Source organism: Pseudomonas sp. GW821-FHT04D07 (assembly GCF_059420225.1).
Genome location: NZ_JBWKTH010000026.1, coordinates 21,839 through 45,156, shown reverse-complemented (window position 1 = coordinate 45,156; position 23,318 = coordinate 21,839). Strand labels below are relative to the sequence as shown.

The window sequence follows — 23,318 nt, the reverse complement described above, 5'->3', positions numbered from 1 at the left end:
ACGGCTAGTGAGATGACCAATTGTAGCTATAGTAACGTGCGTACCATTTGAGTTCGGGGTTGATGTTATGCCTCCAATTGACTTATCGCCAACGTTGAGCCTTCGCAGGCGAGCGATATCTGCTGGGGCATGGAATCTGGGTGCGCTTTTTGCATCTCAAGCATTTCGCTTGGGCGGCAACCTTGTAATGGCCCGTCTGTTGATGCCGGAAATTTTCGGCGTGATGATCATCGCCACCACCGTTTCGGTGGTTCTACACTTGCTTTCCGATGTCGGTTTGCGCCAGAACATTATCCAGAGCCCGCGTGGCGACGATCCAGTGTTTCTCAATACCGCCTGGACAGTGCAGATCCTGCGTGGCGTTGTCCTTTTTGCTTCGACACTTCTAATCGCGGGTTTCACCTGGTTTGCACAAGTCATCAATCTGTGGCCGGCCAATTCCACCTATGCCGCACCAGAGTTGCCGCTGGTGTTGGCCGTTACCGGTTTTACCGCGATCATCTTTGGGTTCCAGTCGACGAAAATCGACTTGGCAGTTCGCGCTTTCCAGCAAAAGAAAGTGGTGCTCCTCGAGTTTGCGTCCCAGCTTGCGGGCCTGCTGGTGATGCTGGGCATCGGTTACTTCACCAGGTCCATCTGGTCGCTGGTGATTGCAGGTCTGGTCGCGGCCATGGTCGGCACTGTTCTTGGTCATCTATGGTTTCAGGGCCCGTCTAACCGTCTACAGTGGGACCGCTCTGCGCTTAAGGAGTTAGTCGTCTTCGGCCGTTGGATACTGTTGTCTTCGGCAGTAGGGGTATTGGCCATGTATGGTGATCGCATCTGGTTCGGCGGTGGCATGTCGACCACTGAACTGGGCGTCTACTCCATTGCGGTGCTGATTTTGGGCACTCTTCAAACCGGAGTGCTTAGGTTGGTCGGGGCCGTGGCCCTGCCGGCCTTCAGTGAAGCCTCAAGAAGTAATGACAGCACGCGGCTCCGCGTTTTGTATTACCGCTTCAGATTGATTTTCGATCTTGCTTTACTGTTTGTCTGTGGACTGTTCTTGACCGTTAGTCCGCTCATCGTTGGTGGGTTATACGATGAGCGTTATGCCGCTGCCGGCACCATGATGGCGGTTCTTTCACTTTCTCTTTTCACCTTGCGCTACACGGTGGCGCATCAAGTTTGGCTTGCCTTGGGACTCACAAAGTACCAAGCCATGGATAACATTATTCGCATTGTCTCGTTATGGGGGTTACTGCCGCTGCTGCTGGCGATTGGCGGGATAAAATATGCGATTTGGGGCGTTGCCCTGCATACGTTCCCTACGCTGATCCTGATTGTTTATGTCAATTGTCGTGTGGGGCTGTTCGATCTCAAGCGTGAACTGGTGGTGCTGCCAATGCTGGCAGTGGGGGCTTTGTGTGGAGAGTTAGTGTTGGGCGTTGCTGAATGGCTTTGATTTGAGCTATGTCTCTTGCTGTTTCCAATGCGGTGACAGACCGTCTTCAAAGGCTGATATAGCGTTTTCCGAGATCGAGCATCATCTTTAGAGCTTCCGTCGGATTCGGGATTCAAGAGGTAGATTGATGGAAAATTGCTTGGCTGGAAGTGCATTGAGTTTGAATAGGCACCTCCTGTGTTCAGCGGTTTTGGAGGAGATCTAATGAAAGTGACTTTTGTGTTGCCGGTGGTGAACATGTCGGGTGGAATTCGCGTCGTTGCAATTTACGCCAAGGCATTGTTTGAAAGGGGGCATGATGTAACACTCGTTTCCCCGCCGGCACCTCCTATTCCGCTGAAAAGGAAGATGAAGCGTTTCATCACGGGTGAGGGGTGGCCGATAAGCGAGAGAAGACCATCTCATTTAGACGGTCTCGGTCTTGATCACCGGGTGATAGAAAAATACAGGCCTATTTTGGATTCGGATGTTCCAGATGCAGATGTTGTAATTGCAACTTGGTGGGAAACGGCTGAGTGGGTGAATTCTCTAGGTCAGGCTAAGGGTGTAAAAGTATATTTTGTGCAGGGGCATGAAGTGTTTCCTAATTGCCCGGTGGATAGGGTTGTGGCGACGTATAAAATGCCTTTGCATAAGATAACCATTTCGAAGTGGTTGGCTGATGTAATGAGCATGGAATATGGCGATTCTAATGTTAGCTTGGTTGGGAATAGTGTCGATCATCAGCAGTTTTTCTCCGTGCCGAGGGGAAAACAGCGTTGCCCAACAATCGGTTTTTTGTATCATGAAGCGCCATTTAAAGGGCTTGATGTTGCCCTTCAGGTAGTTTCTTTGCTCGAGAAGAAATTTTCAAAACTTCGAGTTATAACCTTTGGAAGTGCTCCTCCTAGTGGTTTTTTCAAGCTTCCCGCGAGTCTGGAATTTCATCTTTCTCCCGATCAAGATCGTGTGCGTGATTTATATGCGCAATGTGATGTCTGGCTCTCAGCAAGCCGGAGTGAAGGTTTTAATCTGACAGCGATGGAAGCGATGGCATGTAGGGCTCCGGTAGTCTCAACGCGTACGGGCTGGCCGTTAGAGGCAATAGCCTGTTTAAAAAACGGCGTACTGGCCGATATCGATGATATTGATGCCTTGGCTCGTGGTGTTGAACGGCTATTGACGTTAGACGAGTTGGAGTGGCGTGCGGTTTCAGAGCGGGCATGTCAAACGGTGGCCTCAAGTTCTTGGGAGAACTCTGCAAAATTATTTGAAGCGGCACTTAATAATGCTTGTGTGAGGAGCGTTCCTGAAGGGCGGTTGTGTTAAGCGGAGCTTGAATAATGTCGATTTATAAATGGTTTTGTCATCCGGCGATGAAAATTCAGCACTCTTTTGGGGGGGCGATCTAATGATTGGTGCTCCTCTTGATGTGTTAGTAGTTAACTACAATACAGCGACTCTGCTGCAACCCATGTTTAATGCGTTGCGCGAGTCAAACAGTGCTGATCGAACGCGCTATTTAGTGGTGGACAACGCCTCTGCCGATAATTCACTGGAGTGCCTGGCAACTATTTGTCCAGAGGCATTTCTGCTGGCCAATGAAAATAATGTGGGCTTTGGTCGTGCCAACAATCAGTTGGTAGAGCACCTGCAGGGCAAGTACGCGTTGCTCCTCAATACCGATGCCTTTGTTGCTGCTGATACCCTGAGCAAGACCCTCGGTTACATGGAGGCTCACCCTGATTGCGGAGTCCTTGGCGTTCGCTTGGTTGGGCAAGAGGGTGATTTGCAGCCCTCCTGTCGCTATTTTCCGACGCCGTTGAATGTCTTCCTCTCGCGTACAGGGCTTGAACGCTTTTTCCCTGTGGTGAAGAGGGTCGACGACATGGGCTGGGATCATGCCTCGGTCCGTGAATGCGACTGGGTGCCCGGCTGCTATTACTTGATCCGCCGTGAAGTCATCGATCAGGTTGGCTTGTTCGACCCGCGCTACTTTCTTTACTACGAGGAGATCGATCACTGCAAACGCGTTAAACAGGCCGGTTGGAAGGTGGTTTATTACCCGCATACCACCGTGAAGCATATCGGCGGTGAAAGTGCCAAATCGGTTGTCGAACTCAATGTGGTCAGTCGACAGATACCCAGGTTACAAATCGAAAGCGAGCTTTTGTACTTTCGCAAGCACCACGGTCTACTGGGTTTGGCCTCACATATGTTACTGGTGAGCCTGGGTGATCTGATTCTGGCGCTCAAGGCTCTATTGAAAGGTCGCGGCCGGGCCGCCATAGGGGCGTGTTGGCAGCATGCTCGTGATACTTGGGCGTTGCTGCGCGATACCCAACTTGCTAGCCAACCAACACGATAGGTCAACTTATGTTCGAAAATATACGTGCGGATTTGCGTGCACACGCTGGCGATTGGGCGGCTCAGGGGTTCTGGGTGATGTTGGTTTATCGCTTTGGGCGCTGGCGCTACGGTGTGCGCCCAGCATTGTTGCGTAAGGGGCTCTCCTTTATATACAAAGTGCTCTTCAAATTGGTGCAGATCGTGACGGGTATCGAGCTTCCGTGTGAGGTGGTGATCGGTCGCAATTTCGTCATCGATCATTTCGGCGGAATTGTGATCAGTGGTTATGCTCAGTTCGGCGATGATTGCCGCATCCGCAATGGCGTGGTCGTGGGGCTCAAGAATGTGGATGAGCCGATTGCCCCGGTGATGGGTAACAATGTTGATATCGGTGCCGGGGCCAAGGTGCTGGGCAATATCCGCATTGGTAACAACGTCGTGATTGGTGCCAATGCCGTGGTGCTGACAGATGTACCGGACGACTCGGTGGCAGTGGGCGTGCCTGCGACTATCAAGAAAAGGCCGCGCGCAGAAGCAGGGGAATGCTTATGAACCATCGGGTGGACGATATCGAGCAGTTTTACATCGTTGAGTGAACTCAATGGCTACTGGTATTGGTGTCGTTGTTATCGGTCGCAATGAAGGCCTACGGCTTGAGCGTTGCCTGGCTTCGCTGGGCGGTGCGGCGCAGAAGGTTATTTATGTCGACTCTGGATCAACGGATGGTTCAGTCCAGATGGCACGACGGCTCGGGGTCGAAGTGGTTGAGTTGGAGATGTCGATTCCCTTTACGGCTGCGCGCGCGCGCAATGAAGGATTTGCCTGCGTGCAACGTTTATTGCCGGCGATGCGTTATGTGCAGTTTGTCGATGGTGATTGCGAGGTTGTCGGTGGCTGGTTGCCCCGGGCGCAGGCCTTTCTTGATGCTCAGCCTGAGGTTGCGGTGGCCTGTGGAAGGCGCCGTGAACGTTTTCCACAGCGTTCGATTTACAACTTATTGTGTGATCTTGAATGGGATACCCCGATCGGTGAGGCCAAGGCTTGTGGTGGCGATGCGCTGATACGGGCTGACGCCTTCGCTGCGGTGTCTGGTTTTCGAGCGGATCTTATTGCCGGGGAAGAGCCTGAGTTGTGCGTGCGTCTGCGTGCGAATGGATGGAAGGTCTGGCGCCTGGCTGACGAAATGACCTTGCACGATGCGGCCATGACCCGCTTCGGCCAATGGTGGCGGCGTACCCTGCGTGGTGGCTACGCCTTTGCCGAGGGCGCATTTCTGCATGGGGCCGCACCGGAGCAACATTGGCAGCGTGAGTCGCGCCGGGCCTGGCTCTGGGGCTTGGGTGTTCCGCTGGCGACTATGATCGCGAGTTTGATGCTGGGATGGTTTGGGCTGCTTCTGCTGCTGGTCTATCCACTGCAGGTGGTGCGCTTGGCGCGCCGGGGCGATAGATCAGTGCGCGAAAACTGGCTGCAGGCCTTCTTTCTGGTGCTGAGCAAATTTCCCGAGATGCTCGGGCAAGTCAAGTTTCTGTTGCACAGATTTGGCGCCGGCAAGACGGCGTTGATCGAATACAAGTGAGACGGCTATGAATGATTGGCTGATACTAAAAAGCGTATTTTCTTTACATGCAGGGTATTCCTTCAGGGCATTGAAAAACAAGCTTAAATTACTGATTTTAGTTGGAAAAAACTGGTCTGAGCTAAAGTTGTTTTTGTGGCGCATGTCGAATGCCCTGGGCAAGACCAGTTTTGAGCGGTTGGGCGGTGATTGTGTGGGTGTTGTTCATTGGCCGTACATCAGTAGATGCTGGAGATCTCAGGATAGACTTAGTGTGTTGGCCTCGCATTACGAAGTTGTCACAAAAAACTGTCCGCAGCTATTACTTCTGGGGCGAAATGACCGCTTGATGTTGAGTGACTTGTCGGAGTGCTCTGTTGGTTGTTCCTTGGTTCTAGATCGTCCGGTATGGTTTATGCGTGAAGGGGAGTTGGTGCTGAATTTGTTTCAGGGTGATTTGCGTATTGCATCAATAGCGTTCACCTTGTGTCGCACGGAAGTTGAGTTATGTATTTTTATCGGTGCCGTTCAAGGGATACACAAAGGCGTAGAGAGTGATAGGTCTTTGGAGATTTATAGAACACTGACAAAAGATTTTGAAGGCCTTCGCCCAAGAAGTCTTCTGATCGAAGCCATTAAGCATCTTGCAAGAAGTGTTGGTGTTGAAAAGATTTATGCGATAGGGGATGGATATCGTCATCATCGTCATCCGTATTTTGGCGCTGAAAAAGCTCAAGACCTGGCGGCTAATTATGATGTCATATGGTTGGAACATGGAGCGATTCCGTCCGAGCGTGAAGATTTTTTTGAAATTCCCATGGTGCTGTCCAAAAAATCGCTTGATTGTATTCCTTCAAAAAAACGTGCCATGTACCGCAGGCGTTATGAGCTTTTAGATGATATTTTTACAAGGATAGATGGTGTGTTAATAGGCAGCTGTGGAACTAACGAAAGCGCTCATTAGGTCGATATTTGACTGTAGGGCATATACATCCCGTACAGGATTTTTTATTGGACTCTCCGAAGAGATGCACCTGTAAGGTGGTTGGTTTTGTTGACAGTGACGTCGATCGACATAAATAAAAATACAAAAAATTCAAGTGATATAAAACGGCCTCGTCCAAGTGGGGTATTGCTCGGAGAACAGGCAAGGATCGGAACAAACGCCGTGGTGCTTGTTGACGTTCTTGATAATTGTACTACTGTAAAAGTACCTGTAGTAATAATTCACTGCAACGACATCTAAGCTGGTTCCTATGCGTATCGCTTATTTGATCAATCAATACCCCAAGGTCAGCCATAGCTTCATTCGTCGTGAGATTTTGGCGTTAGAGCGCCAGGGCTTTGTGGTGCAGCGCGTTGCTCTGCGTGGTTGGGATGCCGAGTTGGTGGATGCCGAGGACGTGTCCGAGCGCAGTAAAACTATCTATGTGCTGCAGGGCGGAGTCAAAGCGCTGTTAGTGCCTGTGCTGCAAGTACTGCGCGCCCAGCCGCAACGCTTTTTTTCGGCGTTGTGGCTGGCGCTACGTATGGGCCGGCATGCCGATCGGCCCTGGCCGTACCATTTGGTCTATTTGTCCGAGGCGTGCCGCCTGCTGTTTTGGTTGCAGGCGTTCGGCGCCGAGCATGTGCATGCGCATTTCGGCACTAACTCAACCGAGGTGGTGATGCTGGCCAATGCACTCGGCGGGCCAGCGTACAGTTTTACGGTGCACGGCCCGGAAGAGTTCGACAAACCGCAGTTTATTCATTTGGGTGAGAAAGTCCGGCGCGCGGCTTTTGTCGCGGCTATCAGCTCTTATGGGCGCAGCCAGCTGTTTCGCTGGGTAGCTCATGCGCACTGGGCAAGGGTAAAGGTGGTGCATTGTGGTCTGGAGCGGGCGTTTCACGATGTACCCGCAGTTGCCGTGCCATCCGTACCGCGGTTGGTCTGCGTGGGTCGCTTGTGTGAGCAGAAGGGCCAACTGTTGTTGCTTGAGGCCGCCCGTATCCTGGCAGCGCAAGCCGTGGTGTTCGAGATAGTACTGGCCGGCGATGGGGAAATACGTCCGGAAATCGAAGCCCTGATTGCACGGCATGGCTTGCAAGCGCAAGTGCGAATCACTGGCTGGATTAGCAGTGAGCAAGTGCGGGCGGAAATTCTTGCGGCGCGGGCCTTGGTGTTGCCGAGCTTCGCCGAGGGCTTGCCGGTGGTCATTATGGAGGCCATGGCCTTGCGCCGGCCAGTACTGACGACCTATGTGGCGGGCATTCCCGAGTTAGTGCGTCAGGGTGAGAACGGTTGGTTGTTTCCCGCGGGAGCTGTGGATGAGTTGGCAGCGGTGCTGGCGGACTGCCTCGCGCAACCCGTCGAGGTGTTGCAGCGGATGGGCGAAGCGGCTTATCAGCGAGTGCTGGAGCGACACGATATCGATACCGAAGTGACCAAGTTGGCTAATTTGTTTAGGGCGCAAGCATGATCACCTTACTTGATTGGCTGTTCAGCACACTGCTGATGCTCATAGTCCTGCCGGTGTTGGTGCTGTTTTTGCAGGTGCTGCTGGCCTGCCTGCCTGTGCGGTTGCGCTCGTCGGCGCCAAGATCGCGGCTGCGGGTGGCGGTGTTGGTACCGGCACACAACGAATCCTCGATGATCGTCGCGACGTTAAATACCATTCGGCCGCAGTTGCTAGAGGGCGATCGCTTATTGGTGGTGGCGGACAACTGTTCTGACGACACGGCCGCGCTGGCCCGCACGGCGGGAGCCGAGGTGGTGGAACGCAGCAATGATCAGCAGTGTGGCAAGGGTTATGCGCTGGACTTTGGGATGCGTCATTTAGCGAGCGTGGCGCCGGACGTCATGATCATTGTCGATGCCGATTGCCAGGTGGGTGAGGGCTCTATCGAGCGTTTGGCAATGTGTTGTATCGACTCAGGGCGGCCAACGCAGGCACTTAATTTAATGCGTGCTCCAGCAGGTTCCGGGCTAAAAGTGCGGTTTGCCGAGTTTGCCTGGCGTGTGAAGAATCTGGTGCGGCCGCAAGGTTGGGCTTGGCTTGGTTTGCCCTGTCAGTTAATGGGTACGGGAATGGCTTTCGTCTGGAGGGATCTGGCTTTGATCGATTTAGCCAGTGGCCACATCGTCGAAGATTTGAAGATGGGCTTCGATTTCTGCCGCAACGGCAAGCCGCCTCTGTTTTGCCCCGATGCCCTAGTGACCAGTTATTTTCCGCGCAGTGATGAAGGTTTAAGTACCCAGCGTACGCGCTGGGAGCATGGTCATCTCGGGGTCATCCTTGGTGATGCGCCAAAGTTGTTTGTAGAGTCGATCAGCCGGCGTAACTGGAACCTCCTGGCGATGACGCTGGATTTATTGGTTCCTCCGTTGGCCTTATTGACGTTAGCGTTGGGGGCTGTTTTTAGTCTGTCATGGTTGGTGTTTCTGCTGTGGGGAGCTTTGGCTCCAGCATTAATCGCTTCTGCCGGGGTGGCAATATTGAATGTGACTATCTTGCTGGCATGGAGCCAATTTGGTCGCGAGATTATATCTTTTCCAGCCTTGTTGTACGCGCCGTTCTACGCGATGAAAAAAATCCCCCTGTATCTAGGCTTTTTGTTTAAGCGCCAAGTTGAGTGGGTGCGTTCGAAGCGAGATGACAATTAATGCGCGCTTTTGCTTGGAAGCACAACTGGCAAACGATTATCCAGAAACTCAGGGTGGTCAATGATCTCGTTGATGAGCAAGGATTGATTGATACTTTATCCAAGCCTGACGCGGCGACAGTACTTGGATTCGTCAATGCCTTCGCCATGAACTTGGTGGCGGGCAACACCGATTACTATAACGCGCTGTCCGCTGCTGACGTGTTATTACGGGATGGCTCCGGCATGGCTATCCTGTTTCGCCGACTCGGCTTAGTGCCGGGGCTAAATATGAATGGCACGGATTTTATCCCCAAATTACTGGCCGCGTTCAAGGGCCGGCGCGTGGCTTTTTGGGGCACTGCAGAGCCCTTTCTAGCGAATGCGGTGCAGCGTAGCGAAGCGGTCTTTGCGGTCAATGTAGTTTCTGCTCACCATGGTTTTGCTGAGGTGGATGCCTACATCAACCTTGCCCAGCAACTGCAGCCAGAATTGGTTGTGCTGGGCATGGGCATGCCCAGGCAAGAAGCCGTTGCTGCCAGGCTAGCTGTGAGCGGCGTGCCATGCCTGATAGTGTGCGGCGGGGCGATCCTGGATTTTCTCGGTGGCAAAGTTGTTCGGGCTCCGCAATGGGTGCGTCGTCTCGGTTGTGAGTGGGTATTCAGGCTGATGATTGAGCCAAAGCGGTTATTCAGTCGCTATGTGGTTGGTAATCCGATGTTCTTGTTGCGTACGCTGATCTGCAGAGAGGCGCCTACATTAAGGAAACCCTGAAAAAGACTTACCGTTTCTGGTGAAATACGCCGATCCCGTTGCACGAGTTTCCCATGAAGCAGATGAATGACCTTCGCCGACGCCGAGTACGCCGGCAAGCGCAAGTAACCGCGTAAGGAATTGTTCCTGATCGAGATGGATCAGGTGGTGCGATGGAAGGGGTTGATCACTTTGATCGAGCTACATTGCCCGAAGGGTGAAGGCGGCTCGTCCGGCCTCTCCGTTGATGGCGATGCTGCGCGTGCATCTGTTGCAGAACTGATTCGGTTACAGCGATCCGACCATGGGGAGGCATTGTACGAAAGCACTACCTACACCTTACGTCGATTGGCAAACACGATAAATCCAAACAACGCGGAAAAAAATAACCATGCTGCCGCAGGAAGCGATACCGCACTCCGTCGATTGATATAAGAATTGGCTGTCCCAGCCGGACCTCTACCCTGGACATGCCGACCAACCCCGAACTGGCCATTGGCAAGCGCCGCCATTAAACTGTTAAATGAAGATGCGTTGGCGCACGGCCCAAGGAAGCTGACCCACTCGCCGAGAGCGTTGACCCCATTGTTAAACACACCCTTGGTAGCAATGCTCTGCGTGTCAGAATCACCGGAGAAGTCGGTGTGAAAGCCAATGGTGTTGCCACCTGGAAGAGACAAAGGCACGTCAATGCTGTTTCTAAGAATAAACAGCGCACCACCCGGGCGCTCTTTGATCAGCATGCCTAGTTGAGGCCCTAAATTATCGCCAGCGTTGCTCATGCAACTAGATTTATAGACCAAACTGGCCGCCTGAGCACTAGAAACAGTCGCACCATTCAGGAACATTAATAAAAAAGCGGATTTAATAAAAAGTGTCAGGTGCATAACATCGCCTCCCTGAGCAGAGGAGTATGCTTTTGTCGGACGAAGGATTCCTTATCAAGTTAAATTGAGCATAGTAGGCACATCGCAACCGCGTCAATAGTGCGTCATTACGATAAATATAAATAGAAGGCGCGTGTAATTGCGTCAAAATAACGTCGCAAAAAATAGGTCAGGCATCAATCAAGCGGACTCTATCCGCATGAAATAGCTTCAGGCTTGAGCATCGCCCGCAACAGGGCGGTCTCAAAGACCAAATGCAGCACGCGCTACCTGATGCTGTGAAGATGCACGACGCGACGGCGACCTCTGCGGTGGAGGGCTTCAGCGCAGCACTCAAATTGAAATTTGACCCAAGGCGCGTTGCCGATATCCCAATTGGCGTTTGATCACTCGGAATGGGGGGCTCGACCTTGACACGAGGAGCGTGGTTCAGATCAAGTCTTCATGAAGGGAATAGGTCTAGAGTGCGCTCAACCTCATCGGGGTCGATTGTAAAGCCATTGCCCTCTGGCGTTCCCACCACAAAGCCAAAATTCTGATGATCGCGATCCGTTAGATACTTGTAATAACAGATGAAACGATTCGGGGGCTGCAGAGCCAGCAGTGAGCCCCCCGGCTGAAGTACATTAACACCATGTACGAGATGACTCCCCTCGATCCCCACCACGGTTTTTGCTCCAGCGCAGGTCGCTACGATGCTCGGAACATCGGTTTTCGAAGGGTCGAGAATGCGAAAACCTCTGCGGTTATGCAGACGTTCAGCGAGTTCCATTTCATTGTGTAACAGTCGCGATTCACCGCTGCCGCCTCGCAGAATGAAAACTCCGGGGTGAGAGCTGTACCTTACGTGTGACAGTAATTTTTCACCCATCGCGCGAAAGCGTAAATGCCTGTTTCGATTTTGACTTAGATCATCGAATATCACGAGCTCACGAAAAAACGCATTGCGTAAACGAACCGGTGTTATGCCAAGCCAGTCCTCATATTCGGGAACCTGGGGAAATAGAGGAAACCTGGTGGATGGCGCGGTCGTCACCGGAACGCCTTCGTCGCATGCTAATGGGTAAGTTGCACAGTCTTCCATCAGCCAGGAGCCAAACCATTTGTTTCCACCTGCTGTACAGTAAATCGCCCCGCGCTCCATCTCGGTTTCCACGGAGATTTTTGGAAGCCAACCAGATCTAGGAGATAAGCAGGATTTTGCGTTGCCCTTGTAGAGTGTCCCATCTATCAGCCAGACATCTTTAAGCAGGTGGCCCCGTGTTGGACCATGATCAACGCTGCCTATTCCTTCCATTGTACGACGGGGGTGTTCGTAAGGAAAAAAGCGTTCTTCCTCCCACCCTGTCACCCGTTCGAGTTGATTGGGCAGGAAAAAAGCCGGCGGAGAAATTGATGTTTCGCCAGGCGCAATATTCCAGGTTTTCACCGCTGCACTTTGCGGGGTTTCCGCCGGTTTTCGCATAACCCGCGCTCTTACAATATGCTGGTATGCAGCAAGGCTCCATTTTGTCCGGTTGCTGCTCGTTAACACCCGTAATTCCGACATATCATGTTCACTCTCATTCGCCTCTACAAAAAAACAGTTAACGGCGCAAGCGCCTAAACTGCATTTTTTAACATCAGAAAGCTGCTCAGGTAGATATAATCCTCTCCACAATGGGCGGGGACTTCAAATGAGCATAACGACTACGTAACCTGTCGAGAAGAAGTTCGCTTGGGTTCTTGGCACAGTAGAGATAAATTTTGTATAGCCCGCCAAACCCCATGTTAATATAGCGAGTCACCACTTCCTCATCGGTTTGCCCGTCCGGCAAGCCAAGATGAAGTGTCAGTTTTTTTCCCTCGACAGCAAATAACGGTGTATTCCAAAGGAGTTGCGCGGCACCCACCTTGGGTAGTCGGACAAACATATAAGCGTGGTTACCCAGCGTATCAACATCACCGCCACGTCTTCTTTTCCATTCGAGAAGTCCGTCGTCTGGGCGGGCCAGGCAAGTACCGATGTCATAATAGTCAAAGCCATTGTTTATTGCCCACTCAAGCTCCATAAATGTAGTGATCGAGTTGACTTCATTCAGCCTTTTGGTATCTGAAAAAACCGCCTCGGGATAGCCAGCACGTATCATGCTCCAGTAGCGTTTTCCGGACCGAGTAATTACGCACGCAAGTTGGCATGCAACAATGTCGTCTTCCAACAGTATTAGATCAAGCCGGCCAACAGTCTTTGCTATCCTTATAACTTCATGTGTGGCAATTTGCGAGGCGGCAGTGCCATGCCTTGCGATGGCATAGGGTTGAAGCATTTCCCTGTCGGCTCTTTCAATTTCGTCATCCGTCAGCGCCTGCTTCATTCGGTAGCGCGACTGGTTCTTGCGTATATTTCGACGTAACTTACTATCGTAGCCCGCCGTGATATCGTCAATGGAGCGACCCAGCGGCACGATAGCACTCAGAAAGTGAGGCACATACAACGCGCCCAAGGTTGGCATTTCACTGACCAGAACCGTACGGTTCGATTTATCCGATTCCGATGTGCTGTCGGCCACAGGAGACTCCACCCCCATGAGAACCTTGGCCATCTCCCGCTGTGCTCTCCTTCCCACATAGAGGATGTCGTAAGGACTGTCTTTCCGCAGCTTGAATCTGACAATTTCCCAGCGCCAGAAACAGGCTCGCCCAAGTATGTCTCGCAGCCAGGCCGCAGTTTTTCTTAGCTCAAATCGTATTGAGGGAGATATGAGTTTTCGGATCGGTACCGCTAAATACGCTTTCATTTCCGGCACTCTTTTTAACTTGCCTTTTGGTTAAGCCAGAAAAATATCAATTGGTAAATTCAAGCAATACTTCCAATTTTGATGTGGAAGGCTCATTCAGCGGGGAAATACTCAGTAATATCCTCGCCTCTAGAAGTATTAAAGATGCGAGGTAGACGTTTTGCAAGGGAGCCGCTGCAAAAATAGCCAACTGCTTCAGTTCTTGGCCCACTGAAGCTCCTCTCGATCGTAACCGCGCCATGAGCCCCACATTCAAAACCGGCAATTGATCCCCGATGCTGTGCTCCCCTCTCTCTCTGGCGCCAGCCCGTCATGATGCGTCTCGACGCTAAAGTCGAAAAAGTCTGTCTCTACCCCCAAGCCCGTAGCCTTCCAGAAATCCATTGACGGCCTCGCAGCCTTGGTCGAACTGTATATCAAGGTGGCGGTATTCGACAGCCAACGGCCAAGAGCTTTATACGTGGCGGCGCCACGTACTTGAATGCCTGCCACAAGCTACTTCGGTAGAAGACTTCGAAGCCTTGCTGCCGTGGAGCTGTTCCCCAACGATCTCGTACTAAATGCCCGCATCGGTTTTTTTGCCATGTGTGGTTTATGGGTTGCTTACAAGACTGGCTAATAGGCTCGCTTGCCGGTGAAGGCAAACAGCGTTCGCAGAAGAATGACGAAATCGAGCCAGAGCGACCAGTTGTTGATGTACTCAATGTCAGACTCAACACGCTGAATCATCTGCTCTATATCTCTTGTTTCACCGCGAAAGCCACGCACCTGAGCCAGGCCTGTGATGCCTGGCTTGATATTGTGACGTGCAAAATAATCTGCGATGCCAGGCGAGTACTGCGCATCATGCTGAATAGCATGCGGGCGAGGCCCCACCAGGGACATTTCCCCCATCAAAACGTTGAACAACTGTGGTAGCTCATCCAGGCTGGTTCGCCGAATAAAGGCTCCAACCCTGGTCATGCGCGGATCATTCTTTTCTGCCTGCTTGACGATGCCGTCTTCCAGCTGATGGATGATCATGCTTCTGAACTTCCAGATACGAAAAACTCCACTCCAGCCCATGCGCTCCTGTCGAAAGAACACCGGTCCAGGGCTATCGACCTTGATGGCAATCGCGATAGCCACCAGCAACGGAGTCGCCAGAAGCAAGATGAGAAAAGCCAAGACTTTGTCCTCAACATTCTTCAGAAACAGACGCATCCCCATCAGCGGAGTTTCAGACAAAGTCAGCACGGGAATACCGGCAATTTCACGAACGCTGTGATTGATCAAGCGCAGTGAGAAAATGTCAGGCACCCAATTAATAGCAATGTGCTTATCAAGCAGCTTTAAGTAAACATCCTTAATGATCTCCGAGCCATCCAGAGGTGTAACGAAATATACGGTATGAATGGAGTGTCGCACGATTAACTTATCAAGGTCGGAGATATTACCCAGTATCGACAAACGTTGCGTGCTTTCTGAGCCCTCCTTCCTCCGATCATCGCCCGCCTCAATCAACACACAACCGACCACCCGTTCACCCAGCCAGGGATTATTGCTTATTTTCTGGTGAAGGAAGTTAGCCAGCTCCCCCGAGCCAATAATAAGAGCAGCTTCCAATTGATTCGGGTGGGTCAAGAGTTTCTTCTGCACTTCGAGTGTCGCCAGGTGCAAAAGCAACTGGGCGAAATATCCAACAATAAATAACTGCGCAACCAATAAGCGCGAGTACTGTTCACTTTGTTTGGTCAGAAAGGCCATGACAACGAGAAAACCAAAAGCGGCAAGCCACGCCTTTAAAAGCTTAAATGCTTTGACGGTAAATCCCACATTGCTTCGGTAAATAGCATAATGGTCGTACACGACGGCCAACGCCCCAAGCAGCAACAGGAGCATGATGACATACGCCTGCGTTATAACGCCGATATGATAATCGATCAAATACCATGCGATACCGATCACAGCAACAAAATCGAGACCGGCCTGAATAGCGTTACTGGTGCTGCTTCTTCGCTGGAGTATGGAGCGGCTACTGCTGGGTTCGAATATCATCATTAGACCTCATTGAATTGAGCGTCCAAAACGCTTATCTGTCGAGCAATAAAAGGCAATGAAAATATAATTATTAATTAACTTATCAGCGTTGAATGATCCATCCGCGGTGCACCGCAGCTTCGATGATGCGCACCACATTGACAGCTCTCCTAGTGCCAGCGCCTTGAGCCAGTCGCCCTGAACCCTCAGCGCCAGACCCTTCTTGGCCTTCTCAGCCGGCGAGGAGCAGGGCGCCAAGCCAACAGAGCAGACTGCAAGGCGCGCGACCCAGGCGTCTTTGTCAACGTTGCTCAAATACATCTTCATCGAATTCACCCCCTTGGAGGTCAATGCGGAATATGAGCCGCCAGCCGTGGCACAGCCAATCTCATAAAATCTTGTAAGCGCTTATCTGCAGCAGTAGGCGCTTCGCAGGCTCTCCACATCCTTCTTTCCACGGTATAGCCCAGTGTGGACAAAGCATGTCAGCAAACTGACGTGTTCCTCATGTTGAAAAATGGTCGGGAGTTAGGCGATCTGCCATCAAGTGCCGTCAGACAGCGGCTCTGCCTGTGGTTGAGGCATTGCAGACGCTGTAAAGAAAGCGATAAACGGTCATAAAATTTGAATTGCGGGGGTTGACAAAATGTGGGTGTGTCATTTTTGGGTCATCTGTTTTTTGACGCTTTTGCACGTTAGAAGGCATTTCTTGCGCTTTAAGTGCTTGCTGCGAGTGTCAAAAAATGGCCCGTCACTAACTCGCCATACCGAATCAGGAGCGAGTGACACAGGCACCTTACGCCGCTCATGGGGAGCGCCGCGACACCATTCGTCGCCTATTAAAACCTGGCGCGGAATACACGAGGATGCTTGGCTTGCGGTTTGCAAAGGCCGGTCGTAGCGGCCCCGGAACGACGTAATTCTGACGCGGCGGCAATCAAATCAACGCTTCAGGACTCCAGCGATACGCTTGGTCAGTCACCGGGAGATGTACCGTGTCAACTCTCAATGAAATCGCAGCGAACCACGCGAGAATGGCCAAGGCAAAAGAAGAAGAGTCGACCGGACTGAGTGAGCTACACCTGCAGATTGTGTGTGGCTTCGACATTCCATCCAGTGATGCTCAACAGCACATTCCACTGCACCTGATCTCTGGAACGCAGGACAATCAGCTCGGACAAGCCGCCAGCTACGTGCTCTGACTGCGCTTGACCCAGGGCACTGAGGAGGGCGCCTGTCCTTGCGGGCAGACGCACCTGGCCGTGTTCGCCTGAGCTCAGGCCAGTTCCTTGTCCAGATTGATCAAGCTCTGCGCCAGCACCGCCGCGCCCCGGGCCAATTGCCCCTCGTCAATGGATTCTTCCGGGCAATGGCTGCGGCCATTCAGGCAAGGAATAAACACCATCCCTACCGGCCCGGTCGGCGCGACATACACCGCGTCGTGCCCGGCGCCGCTCGGCAGGCGCCGATTGGCCAGGTCCAGGCCATCCGCGGCCTGGGTAATGGCTCGCATCACGGTTTCCGAACAGTGTGTAGGTCGGGCGCGGCTGACGTGTTCCAACGTCGCTTCCAGTCGCAGCTCGGTCAAGCGCTCTGCGCACTGGCTCATGATGTCCTCGGGGAAGGTATCCAGTACCTGCTGACTGTCGCTGCGTACTTCCAGCATCACTTCAACCCGGCCAGGCACCGCGTTGGGCACGTTCGGTGTCATCGCCAGGCGGCCAATGGTAGCGACCACATAATGCGGATTACCACTTTGCCCGGCTGCCGTACGCTGCACCCGATCGATCACATGCGCCGCTCCCACCAGTGCATCCCGGCGAATGTCCATGGGCGTTGTGCCGGCATGGTCGGGTTGGCCGAGCACGGTGATCAGCGCCCGGCGGATGCCGACGATGTGCGTCACCACGCCAATGGGCAACTGCGCCCGCTCCAGCACCGGTCCCTGTTCAATGTGCAACTCGACAAACGCCGCCGTTTCACCCGCGCGTCGCAGCGGCCGGTCCAGCAGTTCCGGCCGGGCGCCGATGCGGCGCATACCTTCGGCCAGTGTTTCGCCCAACTGGTTTTTCGCTGCCAGCATACCGGCGTCCAGTTCGCCGGAGAACGCGCGACTGCCGACGCAGGAAATGCCGTAGTCGCTGGGTTCTTCCGAGAGGAAGTCGATGACCTCCAGCGGATGCTCCAATTCAATGCCTGATTCCTGAAAGCGCTGGGCGATCTCAATGCCTGCCAGCACGCCGATAATGCCGTCGAAGCGTCCGCCACTGACCACGGTGTCGCAATGGGAACCGGTGACCAGCGTCGGCAGGGGTTGTTTGCCTTCGCGGCGTCCGATCAGGTTGCCGCCGGCGTCGATGCTCACGCTCAGGCCGGCCTCTTGCATTTGTGTGCTCAGCCATTGCCGCGCTTCGATGAACAATGGGCTGAAGGCGCGACGGGTCCACGGCATGTCGTCCCGGGTGAACTCGGCCAAGCGGTTGACCCGCGCCCACAGACGCTCGGAGTTGATCAGCTCATTCAGGTTCATTTCCTACCCTCGGTGGTGTTGGCACGCGGTCGCAGGAAGCGTCCCTGGCCGGCTTGATTGACAATCTTGTGCTGCTCGTACACGGCCAGGCCCCGGCAGTAAGTGGCCTCTACGCGCACGTTGAACTCCATGCCCTCGAAGGCGCTCCAGGTGACGGCGGACAGGCTGCTACTCGGGTCATAGCGGTACTTTTGCGGGTTGAGGATGACGAAGTCGGCATCCTTGCCGGGCTCGAACGAACCCTTGCGATCGTCCAGCAAAAAGTGCCGGGCCGGGTTTCGGCACAGCAGTTGCGCGACCGTCATGGGCGACAGGCCGTGTTGCTCGCAACCGGTCCACAAGGCCGGCAACAGCGTCTCCAGCCCCGGGCCGCCGGATGCGTTCTTGAACACGTTGGCGTCAGCCTTGCGTTCCAGTCCCCAGCTCACATGGTCGGATGAGACAAAGGTGCAGTTGCCTTCGGCGATATGCGCCCAGAGTTTTTCCGACTCGGCCTTGGGGCGGATCGGCGGGTAATGTTTGGTCCTGGCACCGAAGCGACGGGTGTGTTCTTCGTGGTTGAGCATCAGGTACTGCACGCAGGTCTCGATGCTGACCGGGTGGCCGCACTGTTGATACATGCGGTGCAGTTCAAAACCACGCGCCGTAGAGACATGCACGGCGTGCGCGCGGGCGCCGGTCTGGGCTCCGAGCTCGTAGATCTGAGCGGTGGCGAGGTCCTCGATCAACGGGGTATGCGCGCGCAGAAAGGCGTCCCACCCGGTGTCGTTGGCGATCTGCAACGCCTGAATATTCTTGCGGGTCAGTTCCTGCATCTGATTGTGGATCGCGCAGGCCAGCCCGCTCGGTTCGATCAGCTCGAAAGCGCTCTTCAGATCGTCTTCTTCTACCCGTGGAAAGCGTCCCGGACTGGCCTCGAAGGTCGAGAACTTGAAGGCACAGACACCGCCCTCGATCAATCCGGCAGCTGCCTCAAATCCATGGGTTGTATTGAGGGTACCGAACAGCGCTACATCGATATGACAGTCGCGTTCCACTTCGGCAATTTTGCGTTCGAGCAAGGCTCGACACGCGATGGGTTCCGGGTCGTCGTAGGGCATGTCGACCATCACGGTAATGCCGCCGGCCGCCGCGGCCCGTGACGCCCAACCGAGCCCTTCCTGGTGGGCCTGACTGCCGGAGTGTACCTGGCCGTCGATGACCCCCGGCAACACCCATTTCCCTCGGGCGTCGATGACCTCCCGAGCCGCGGGTGGCAGACCAGTTCCGCGGGTTACCAGCTTGCCGCCGCGTATGGCCAGCCAACCGTTTTCGACGATCCGGTCCGAGTCGACCAGGTTGCCCAGGACCAGCAGATCCAGCGTTTCGTAATCGCCCATGATGCTCAAACCCCTTGTTCAGTTACCCGTTCGTGCCCCGGTAAAGCTGGCAACGACAGGCGCTCTTCGATCGCTTGTCGCGATGTTGGAGCCAGTGTAAGTTGGGTTTTTCCATCATGTCTTATGCTTGTTTATTGCTCGTGCATAACACTGTGTTATGTCTTTTGAAGGAAGGCCGAACGTGAATCTGAAGCAGATCGAAGTGTTCCGGGCAATCATGCTGACGGGCTCCATCAGCGGTGCCACCAAGCTGTTGCATGTCTCGCAACCGGCGGTCTCGCGTTTGCTCTCGTACACGGAGCAACGCCTGGGTCTGACCCTGTTTGAACGGATCAAGGGCCGTCTGTACCCGACCCCTGAGGCGCGCATTCTGTTCGCTGAAGTCAACTCGGTGTACCAGGGTGTGCAACGGGTCAATGAAGTCGCCGAAGACCTTATCCAGAACCGCATGGGCCACCTGCGTATTGCCTGCAGCCCGAGCCTGGGGCTGAGCCTGATCCCGGCGGCGATCGCCAAGTTTCACCGTGAACTACCAGAAGCGCGGGTGATCCTGCACACCATGATTCCCGATGTGCTCTTGCAGGCAGTGATCACCCAGCAGGTGGAGTTGGGCATCGCTTTTCTGCATGAAGGGCATCCCAATGTGCAGTCCCGCGAACTCTACGAAAACCGCCTGGTGGCGGCGCTACCCAGCGGCCATCCATTGACGGCCAAAGCGGTGATCCAGTTGGAAGACCTGATCGAGCAACCCTTTATCGGTTATGGCAGCGACATCCCTATCGGGCGACTGGTGAGAAAACTGCTGGCCGACCGCAACATCGTGCTGCGCCCAGCGGTGGAAGTGCAGCAAATCCACGTCGCCTGCGCACTGGTACAGGCGGGCGCGGGGATTGCTCTGCTGGACGAAATCACCGCACTGGGGCCGGTCTGGACCAACGTGGTTTTCCGGCCCGTGGAGCCAAAGGCCAACACCCCGATCAGCATCGTGCACGGGATGTACGAGCCGCTGTCGCGACTGGCCCAGAGATTTATCGTGACCCTGGAATCGCTGAAGGCGCGCTGACCTGAAATGCCTTGCCTGCCTGCTGTAGGGATAGGAAAAGTCCTTAACATTCTGTTATGCGCAGACAATAAAAAGTAATACGACAGCCGAGTTCAACGCCCCCTAGTATCGAATTCAAGCAGCGCAGTTCCCCGGACCCACGGTCCTCGGCGATCTGCGCGACGAATAATTCAGATAGACCGCAAGGGGAGATAGACATGGGGCGTGTGTTGACGCTGAAGGATGTAGAGGCCGCAGTAAAAGGCGGGTCAGTCTTCGCCTGTGGTGGCGGCGGTTGGGTTGAGCATGGTCTGGAGTTGGGCCGTCTGGCCGTCACCATCGGCCGACCTGAGTTGGTCAGCCTGGATGAGGTCGCCGACGACGCTTGGATCGCCACTGCCGCCGCCATCGGGGCCCCCGGCGGCCTGACTGACTGGCAGATGCTCGGCGTCGATTACGTCAAGGCTGTGCAACTGGTCCAGGAGGAGTTGGGCGCGCCGATCTACGGGCTGATTGTGGGTCAGAACGGGATGTCGAGCACGCTCAATGGTTGGCTGCCAGCAGCGATTCTTGGCACCAAGGTCATCGATGCCGTCGGCGATTTGCGCGCCCATCCCACTGGCGACATGGGCTCTCTGGGGTTGGCGTCGAGCACTCAAGCGATGATCCAGGCCGCCGTCGGTGGCAACCGCGAGAACAACGCCTACATCGAATTGGTGGTGAAGGGCGCTACGGCCAAAGTCTCACCGATTCTGCGTAAAGCTTCCGATATGTCCGGTGGTTTCATTGCCAGTTGCCGCAATCCGATACCTGCTGCGTATGTACGCCAGCACGCCGCACTTGGAGGGATCAGCCAGGCCTTGTCACTGGGCGAAACCATCATTGCGGCCAGTTCCAAGGGCTCCTGCGCGGTGATCGACGCCATTTGCAGCCATACCGGCGGTCACATCCTTGGCAGCGGCAAAGTCATGGCCAATACGCTGCGCTACACCGACGAAGCCTTTGATGTCGGGGTGGTGGATATCGGTGAGGGGCCGGGTCGTTGCCGGGTGCATGTGATGAATGAACACATGGCCGTCGATGACCATCAGGGCCAGCGTCTGGCGACCTACCCGGACGTGATCACCACCCTCGACATGCAGGGTAACCCCATCAGTGCCGGACAGCTCAAGCCGGGCATGGAAGTGGTGATCTTCCACCTGCATCACCGGCAGATTCCGTTGTCTTCCTCGGTCATCGACCCGGCCGTTTACCCCGCGGTCGAGAAAACCCTGGGTATCGAATTGTTCAGCTACCTGGACCTGGGAGCGGGCACATGAAAAAGTCCTTCACCGTAACCGGCGGCACGACGCTACGCTGCCGCGGCTGGCGCCAGGAAGCGCTGCTGCGCTTGTTGGAAAACGTCCTGGCCGTGGGCGAAAACCCGGATGAGTTGGTGGTCTATGCCGCCCTCGGCAGGGCTGCCCGTGACTGGCCGTCCCACGCCGCCATCGTCCAGGCGCTGATGACCATGGGCGAAGACCAGACGCTGATGGTGCAGTCGGGCAAGCCCATCGGTGTGCTGCAAACCCACGTCAATGCACCGCTGGTGATCATGGCCAACTGCAACATGGTCGGCCAGTGGGCCCAGGCGGAAAACTTCTACCAATGGGAAAAGGACAACTTGATCTGCTGGGGGGGACTGACCGCCGGGGCCTGGCAGTACATTGGCTCCCAGGGCGTGATCCAGGGCACCTACGAAATTTTTTCGCGCATCGCCGAGCGTCACTTTGACGGTGATCTGACCGGCCGTTTTATCCTCACCGCCGGGTTGGGCGGTATGGGGGGCGCCCAGCCTCTGGCCGGGACCCTGTGCAACGCGGCGATCCTGACGGTTGAGGTCAATCAGAAGAGCCTCGACAAGCGCCTGAAGATCGGCTTCCTGCAACACCAGGCCGCGGACCTGGACACTGCACTGGCGATGATCGCCGAGGCACAACAACAGCGCCTGGCGATTTCCGTCGGCTTGCTGGGCAATGCGGCCGAGGTCTACCCGGCCATTCTGGCTCGTGGAATTATCCCCGATATCGTTACCGACCAGACCGCCGCCCACGACCTGGTGTATGGCTATATTCCCGCCGGTTACAGCCTGGAGCAGGTCAAACAGCAGCGTGAAAACGATATCAATGGCCTGATGACCGCCAGTCGTTTGTCTATCGTGCAGCACGTCGAAGCCATGCTCGGTTTCAAGGATCAGGGGGCCGTGGTGTTCGACAACGGTAACCTGATTCGTACCCACGCCCACCAGGGGGGTGTGGCCCGCGCCTTCGAGATTCCGATTTTCACCGAGGCGTACCTGCGACCACTGTTTTGCCGGGCCATCGGGCCATTCCGCTGGATCGCCTTATCCAACGACAGCGACGACATTCGGCTGATCGACGACTACTTGCTGGAGCATTTTGCCGACAACAAGATCGTCAGTAACTGGATTCATCTTGCCCGCCAATATGTGCCCTTTGAAGGCTTGCCGGCGCGTATCGCCTGGCTCGGTCACGGCGAGCGCACCGAGTTGGCTCTGGAGGTCAACCGGATGGTCGCCGATGGCCGCTTGAAAGGCCCGATCGCCTTCACCCGCGATCACCTGGACGCCGGTGCCATGGCGCATCCCAACATCATGACCGAGAACATGAAGGACGGCTCCGACGCCATCGCCGACTGGCCGTTGCTCAACGCCCTGATGAACTGCGCCTCCATGGCCGACCTGGTCGCGATTCATTCTGGCGGCGGCGGCTATAGCGGTTACATGACCAGCTCGGGGGTCACGGTGATCGCCGATGGCAGCGAGGCGGCGGCACAGCGTTTGCAACTGGTGATTACCAATGACACCAGTGTCGGTGTGATGCGTTATGCCGATGCCGGTTACCCGGAATCGCTGGACGAAGTCGCGCGAAAGTCTTTGCCCTACATCCAGTTGGCAACCCATTAATCGGTAGGCGACGAG

20 protein-coding genes and 2 pseudogenes are annotated in these 23,318 nt (G+C 54.6%); 15 read left to right on the top strand and 7 right to left on the bottom strand.

The features are described from left to right. Positions 1-67: 67 nt before the first annotated feature. The 10 genes and pseudogenes from AC07T0_RS24660 to AC07T0_RS24615 form a co-directional block, all read left to right on the top strand. Entirely contained in the window at positions 68-1,444 is a 1,377-nt protein-coding gene (locus AC07T0_RS24660) for an oligosaccharide flippase family protein (RefSeq protein ID WP_495003637.1), read from the top strand. A gap of 204 nt (positions 1,445-1,648) precedes the next feature. Next, a complete protein-coding gene (locus AC07T0_RS24655; RefSeq protein ID WP_495003636.1) occupies positions 1,649-2,752 on the top strand; it encodes a glycosyltransferase family 4 protein in 1,104 nt (367 codons plus the stop codon). A gap of 82 nt (positions 2,753-2,834) precedes the next feature. Beyond that, positions 2,835-3,791 (top strand): glycosyltransferase family 2 protein, encoded by a 957-nt coding sequence (locus AC07T0_RS24650; RefSeq protein ID WP_495003682.1) that lies wholly within the window; start codon positions 2,835-2,837, stop codon positions 3,789-3,791. 8 nt (positions 3,792-3,799) lie between these two features. Continuing rightward, positions 3,800-4,324: a serine O-acetyltransferase gene (locus tag AC07T0_RS24645; protein WP_495003635.1), complete on the top strand. Its 525-nt coding sequence runs from the start codon at positions 3,800-3,802 to the stop codon at positions 4,322-4,324. Positions 4,325-4,373: 49 nt separating this feature from the next. Next, positions 4,374-5,351 (top strand): glycosyltransferase family 2 protein, encoded by a 978-nt coding sequence (locus AC07T0_RS24640; protein ID WP_495003681.1) that lies wholly within the window; start codon positions 4,374-4,376, stop codon positions 5,349-5,351. A 7-nt stretch (positions 5,352-5,358) separates the two neighbouring features. Continuing rightward, positions 5,359-6,294 (top strand): DUF535 family protein, encoded by a 936-nt coding sequence (locus AC07T0_RS24635; protein ID WP_495003634.1) that lies wholly within the window; start codon positions 5,359-5,361, stop codon positions 6,292-6,294. A 292-nt stretch (positions 6,295-6,586) separates the two neighbouring features. Then, positions 6,587-7,789, top strand: coding sequence for a glycosyltransferase family 4 protein (locus AC07T0_RS24630; protein ID WP_495003633.1), 1,203 nt, complete (start codon positions 6,587-6,589; stop codon positions 7,787-7,789). Continuing rightward, entirely contained in the window at positions 7,786-8,973 is a 1,188-nt protein-coding gene (locus AC07T0_RS24625; protein ID WP_495003632.1) for a glycosyltransferase family 2 protein, read from the top strand. Before AC07T0_RS24630 ends, AC07T0_RS24625 begins: the two co-directional genes overlap by 4 nt. Continuing rightward, positions 8,973-9,725, top strand: a complete 753-nt coding sequence (locus AC07T0_RS24620; protein WP_495003631.1) for a WecB/TagA/CpsF family glycosyltransferase — start codon at positions 8,973-8,975, stop codon at positions 9,723-9,725. The genes AC07T0_RS24625 and AC07T0_RS24620 overlap by 1 nt, the downstream gene beginning before the upstream one ends. A gap of 120 nt (positions 9,726-9,845) precedes the next feature. Continuing rightward, positions 9,846-9,984: pseudogene (locus AC07T0_RS24615) on the top strand (transposase); the annotation flags it as partial. A gap of 52 nt (positions 9,985-10,036) precedes the next feature. Here AC07T0_RS24615 and AC07T0_RS24610 read toward each other — a convergent pair. From AC07T0_RS24610 to AC07T0_RS24600, 3 genes are all read right to left on the bottom strand, one after another. Beyond that, positions 10,037-10,591 carry a hypothetical protein gene (locus AC07T0_RS24610; protein ID WP_495003630.1) on the bottom strand — a complete coding sequence of 185 codons (555 nt, stop codon included), beginning with the start codon at positions 10,589-10,591 and terminating at the stop codon, positions 10,037-10,039. 442 nt (positions 10,592-11,033) lie between these two features. After that, positions 11,034-12,140, bottom strand: coding sequence for a glycosyltransferase 61 family protein (locus AC07T0_RS24605; protein ID WP_495003629.1), 1,107 nt, complete (start codon positions 12,138-12,140; stop codon positions 11,034-11,036). An 85-nt stretch (positions 12,141-12,225) separates the two neighbouring features. Beyond that, on the bottom strand, positions 12,226-13,368 hold the full coding sequence (locus AC07T0_RS24600) for a GNAT family N-acetyltransferase (RefSeq protein ID WP_495003628.1): 1,143 nt from the start codon (positions 13,366-13,368) through the stop codon (positions 12,226-12,228). Between the two features lie 440 nt (positions 13,369-13,808). Between AC07T0_RS24600 and AC07T0_RS24595 the strand changes: the two are divergent. Next, positions 13,809-13,928, top strand: a pseudogene (locus tag AC07T0_RS24595) (transposase domain-containing protein); the annotation flags it as partial. Between the two features lie 55 nt (positions 13,929-13,983). Here AC07T0_RS24595 and AC07T0_RS24590 read toward each other — a convergent pair. Then, positions 13,984-15,405 (bottom strand): undecaprenyl-phosphate glucose phosphotransferase, encoded by a 1,422-nt coding sequence (locus tag AC07T0_RS24590; protein ID WP_495003680.1) that lies wholly within the window; start codon positions 15,403-15,405, stop codon positions 13,984-13,986. A gap of 9 nt (positions 15,406-15,414) precedes the next feature. After that, positions 15,415-15,714: a hypothetical protein gene (locus AC07T0_RS24585; RefSeq protein WP_495003627.1), complete on the bottom strand. Its 300-nt coding sequence runs from the start codon at positions 15,712-15,714 to the stop codon at positions 15,415-15,417. Positions 15,715-16,382: 668 nt separating this feature from the next. On the opposite strand from AC07T0_RS24585, the gene AC07T0_RS24580 reads away from it, so the two are divergent. Then, a complete protein-coding gene (locus tag AC07T0_RS24580; protein ID WP_495003626.1) occupies positions 16,383-16,589 on the top strand; it encodes a hypothetical protein in 207 nt (68 codons plus the stop codon). Between the two features lie 74 nt (positions 16,590-16,663). Here AC07T0_RS24580 and ertE read toward each other — a convergent pair whose 3' ends face one another. Together ertE and ertD are read right to left on the bottom strand one after the other, a co-directional pair. Further along, positions 16,664-17,917, bottom strand: a complete 1,254-nt coding sequence (gene ertE / locus AC07T0_RS24575; protein WP_495003625.1) for an N-carbamyl-l-glutamate amidohydrolase ErtE — start codon at positions 17,915-17,917, stop codon at positions 16,664-16,666. After that, positions 17,914-19,296: a hydantoin-5-propionate amidohydrolase gene (gene ertD / locus AC07T0_RS24570; protein WP_495003624.1), complete on the bottom strand. Its 1,383-nt coding sequence runs from the start codon at positions 19,294-19,296 to the stop codon at positions 17,914-17,916. Before ertD ends, ertE begins: the two co-directional genes overlap by 4 nt. 181 nt (positions 19,297-19,477) lie before the next feature. Between ertD and AC07T0_RS24565 the strand changes: the two genes are divergently transcribed. The 3 genes from AC07T0_RS24565 (at position 19,478) to ertB (ending at position 23,303) form a co-directional block, all read left to right on the top strand. Then, positions 19,478-20,359 carry a LysR family transcriptional regulator gene (locus AC07T0_RS24565; protein ID WP_495003623.1) on the top strand — a complete coding sequence of 294 codons (882 nt, stop codon included), beginning with the start codon at positions 19,478-19,480 and terminating at the stop codon, positions 20,357-20,359. Positions 20,360-20,556: 197 nt separating this feature from the next. After that, positions 20,557-21,657: a thiohydantoin desulfurase gene (gene ertC / locus AC07T0_RS24560; protein ID WP_495003622.1), complete on the top strand. Its 1,101-nt coding sequence runs from the start codon at positions 20,557-20,559 to the stop codon at positions 21,655-21,657. After that, positions 21,654-23,303 carry a thiourocanate hydratase gene (ertB, locus tag AC07T0_RS24555; RefSeq protein ID WP_495003621.1) on the top strand — a complete coding sequence of 550 codons (1,650 nt, stop codon included), beginning with the start codon at positions 21,654-21,656 and terminating at the stop codon, positions 23,301-23,303. Before ertC ends, ertB begins: the two co-directional genes overlap by 4 nt. Positions 23,304-23,318: the final 15 nt, after the last annotated feature.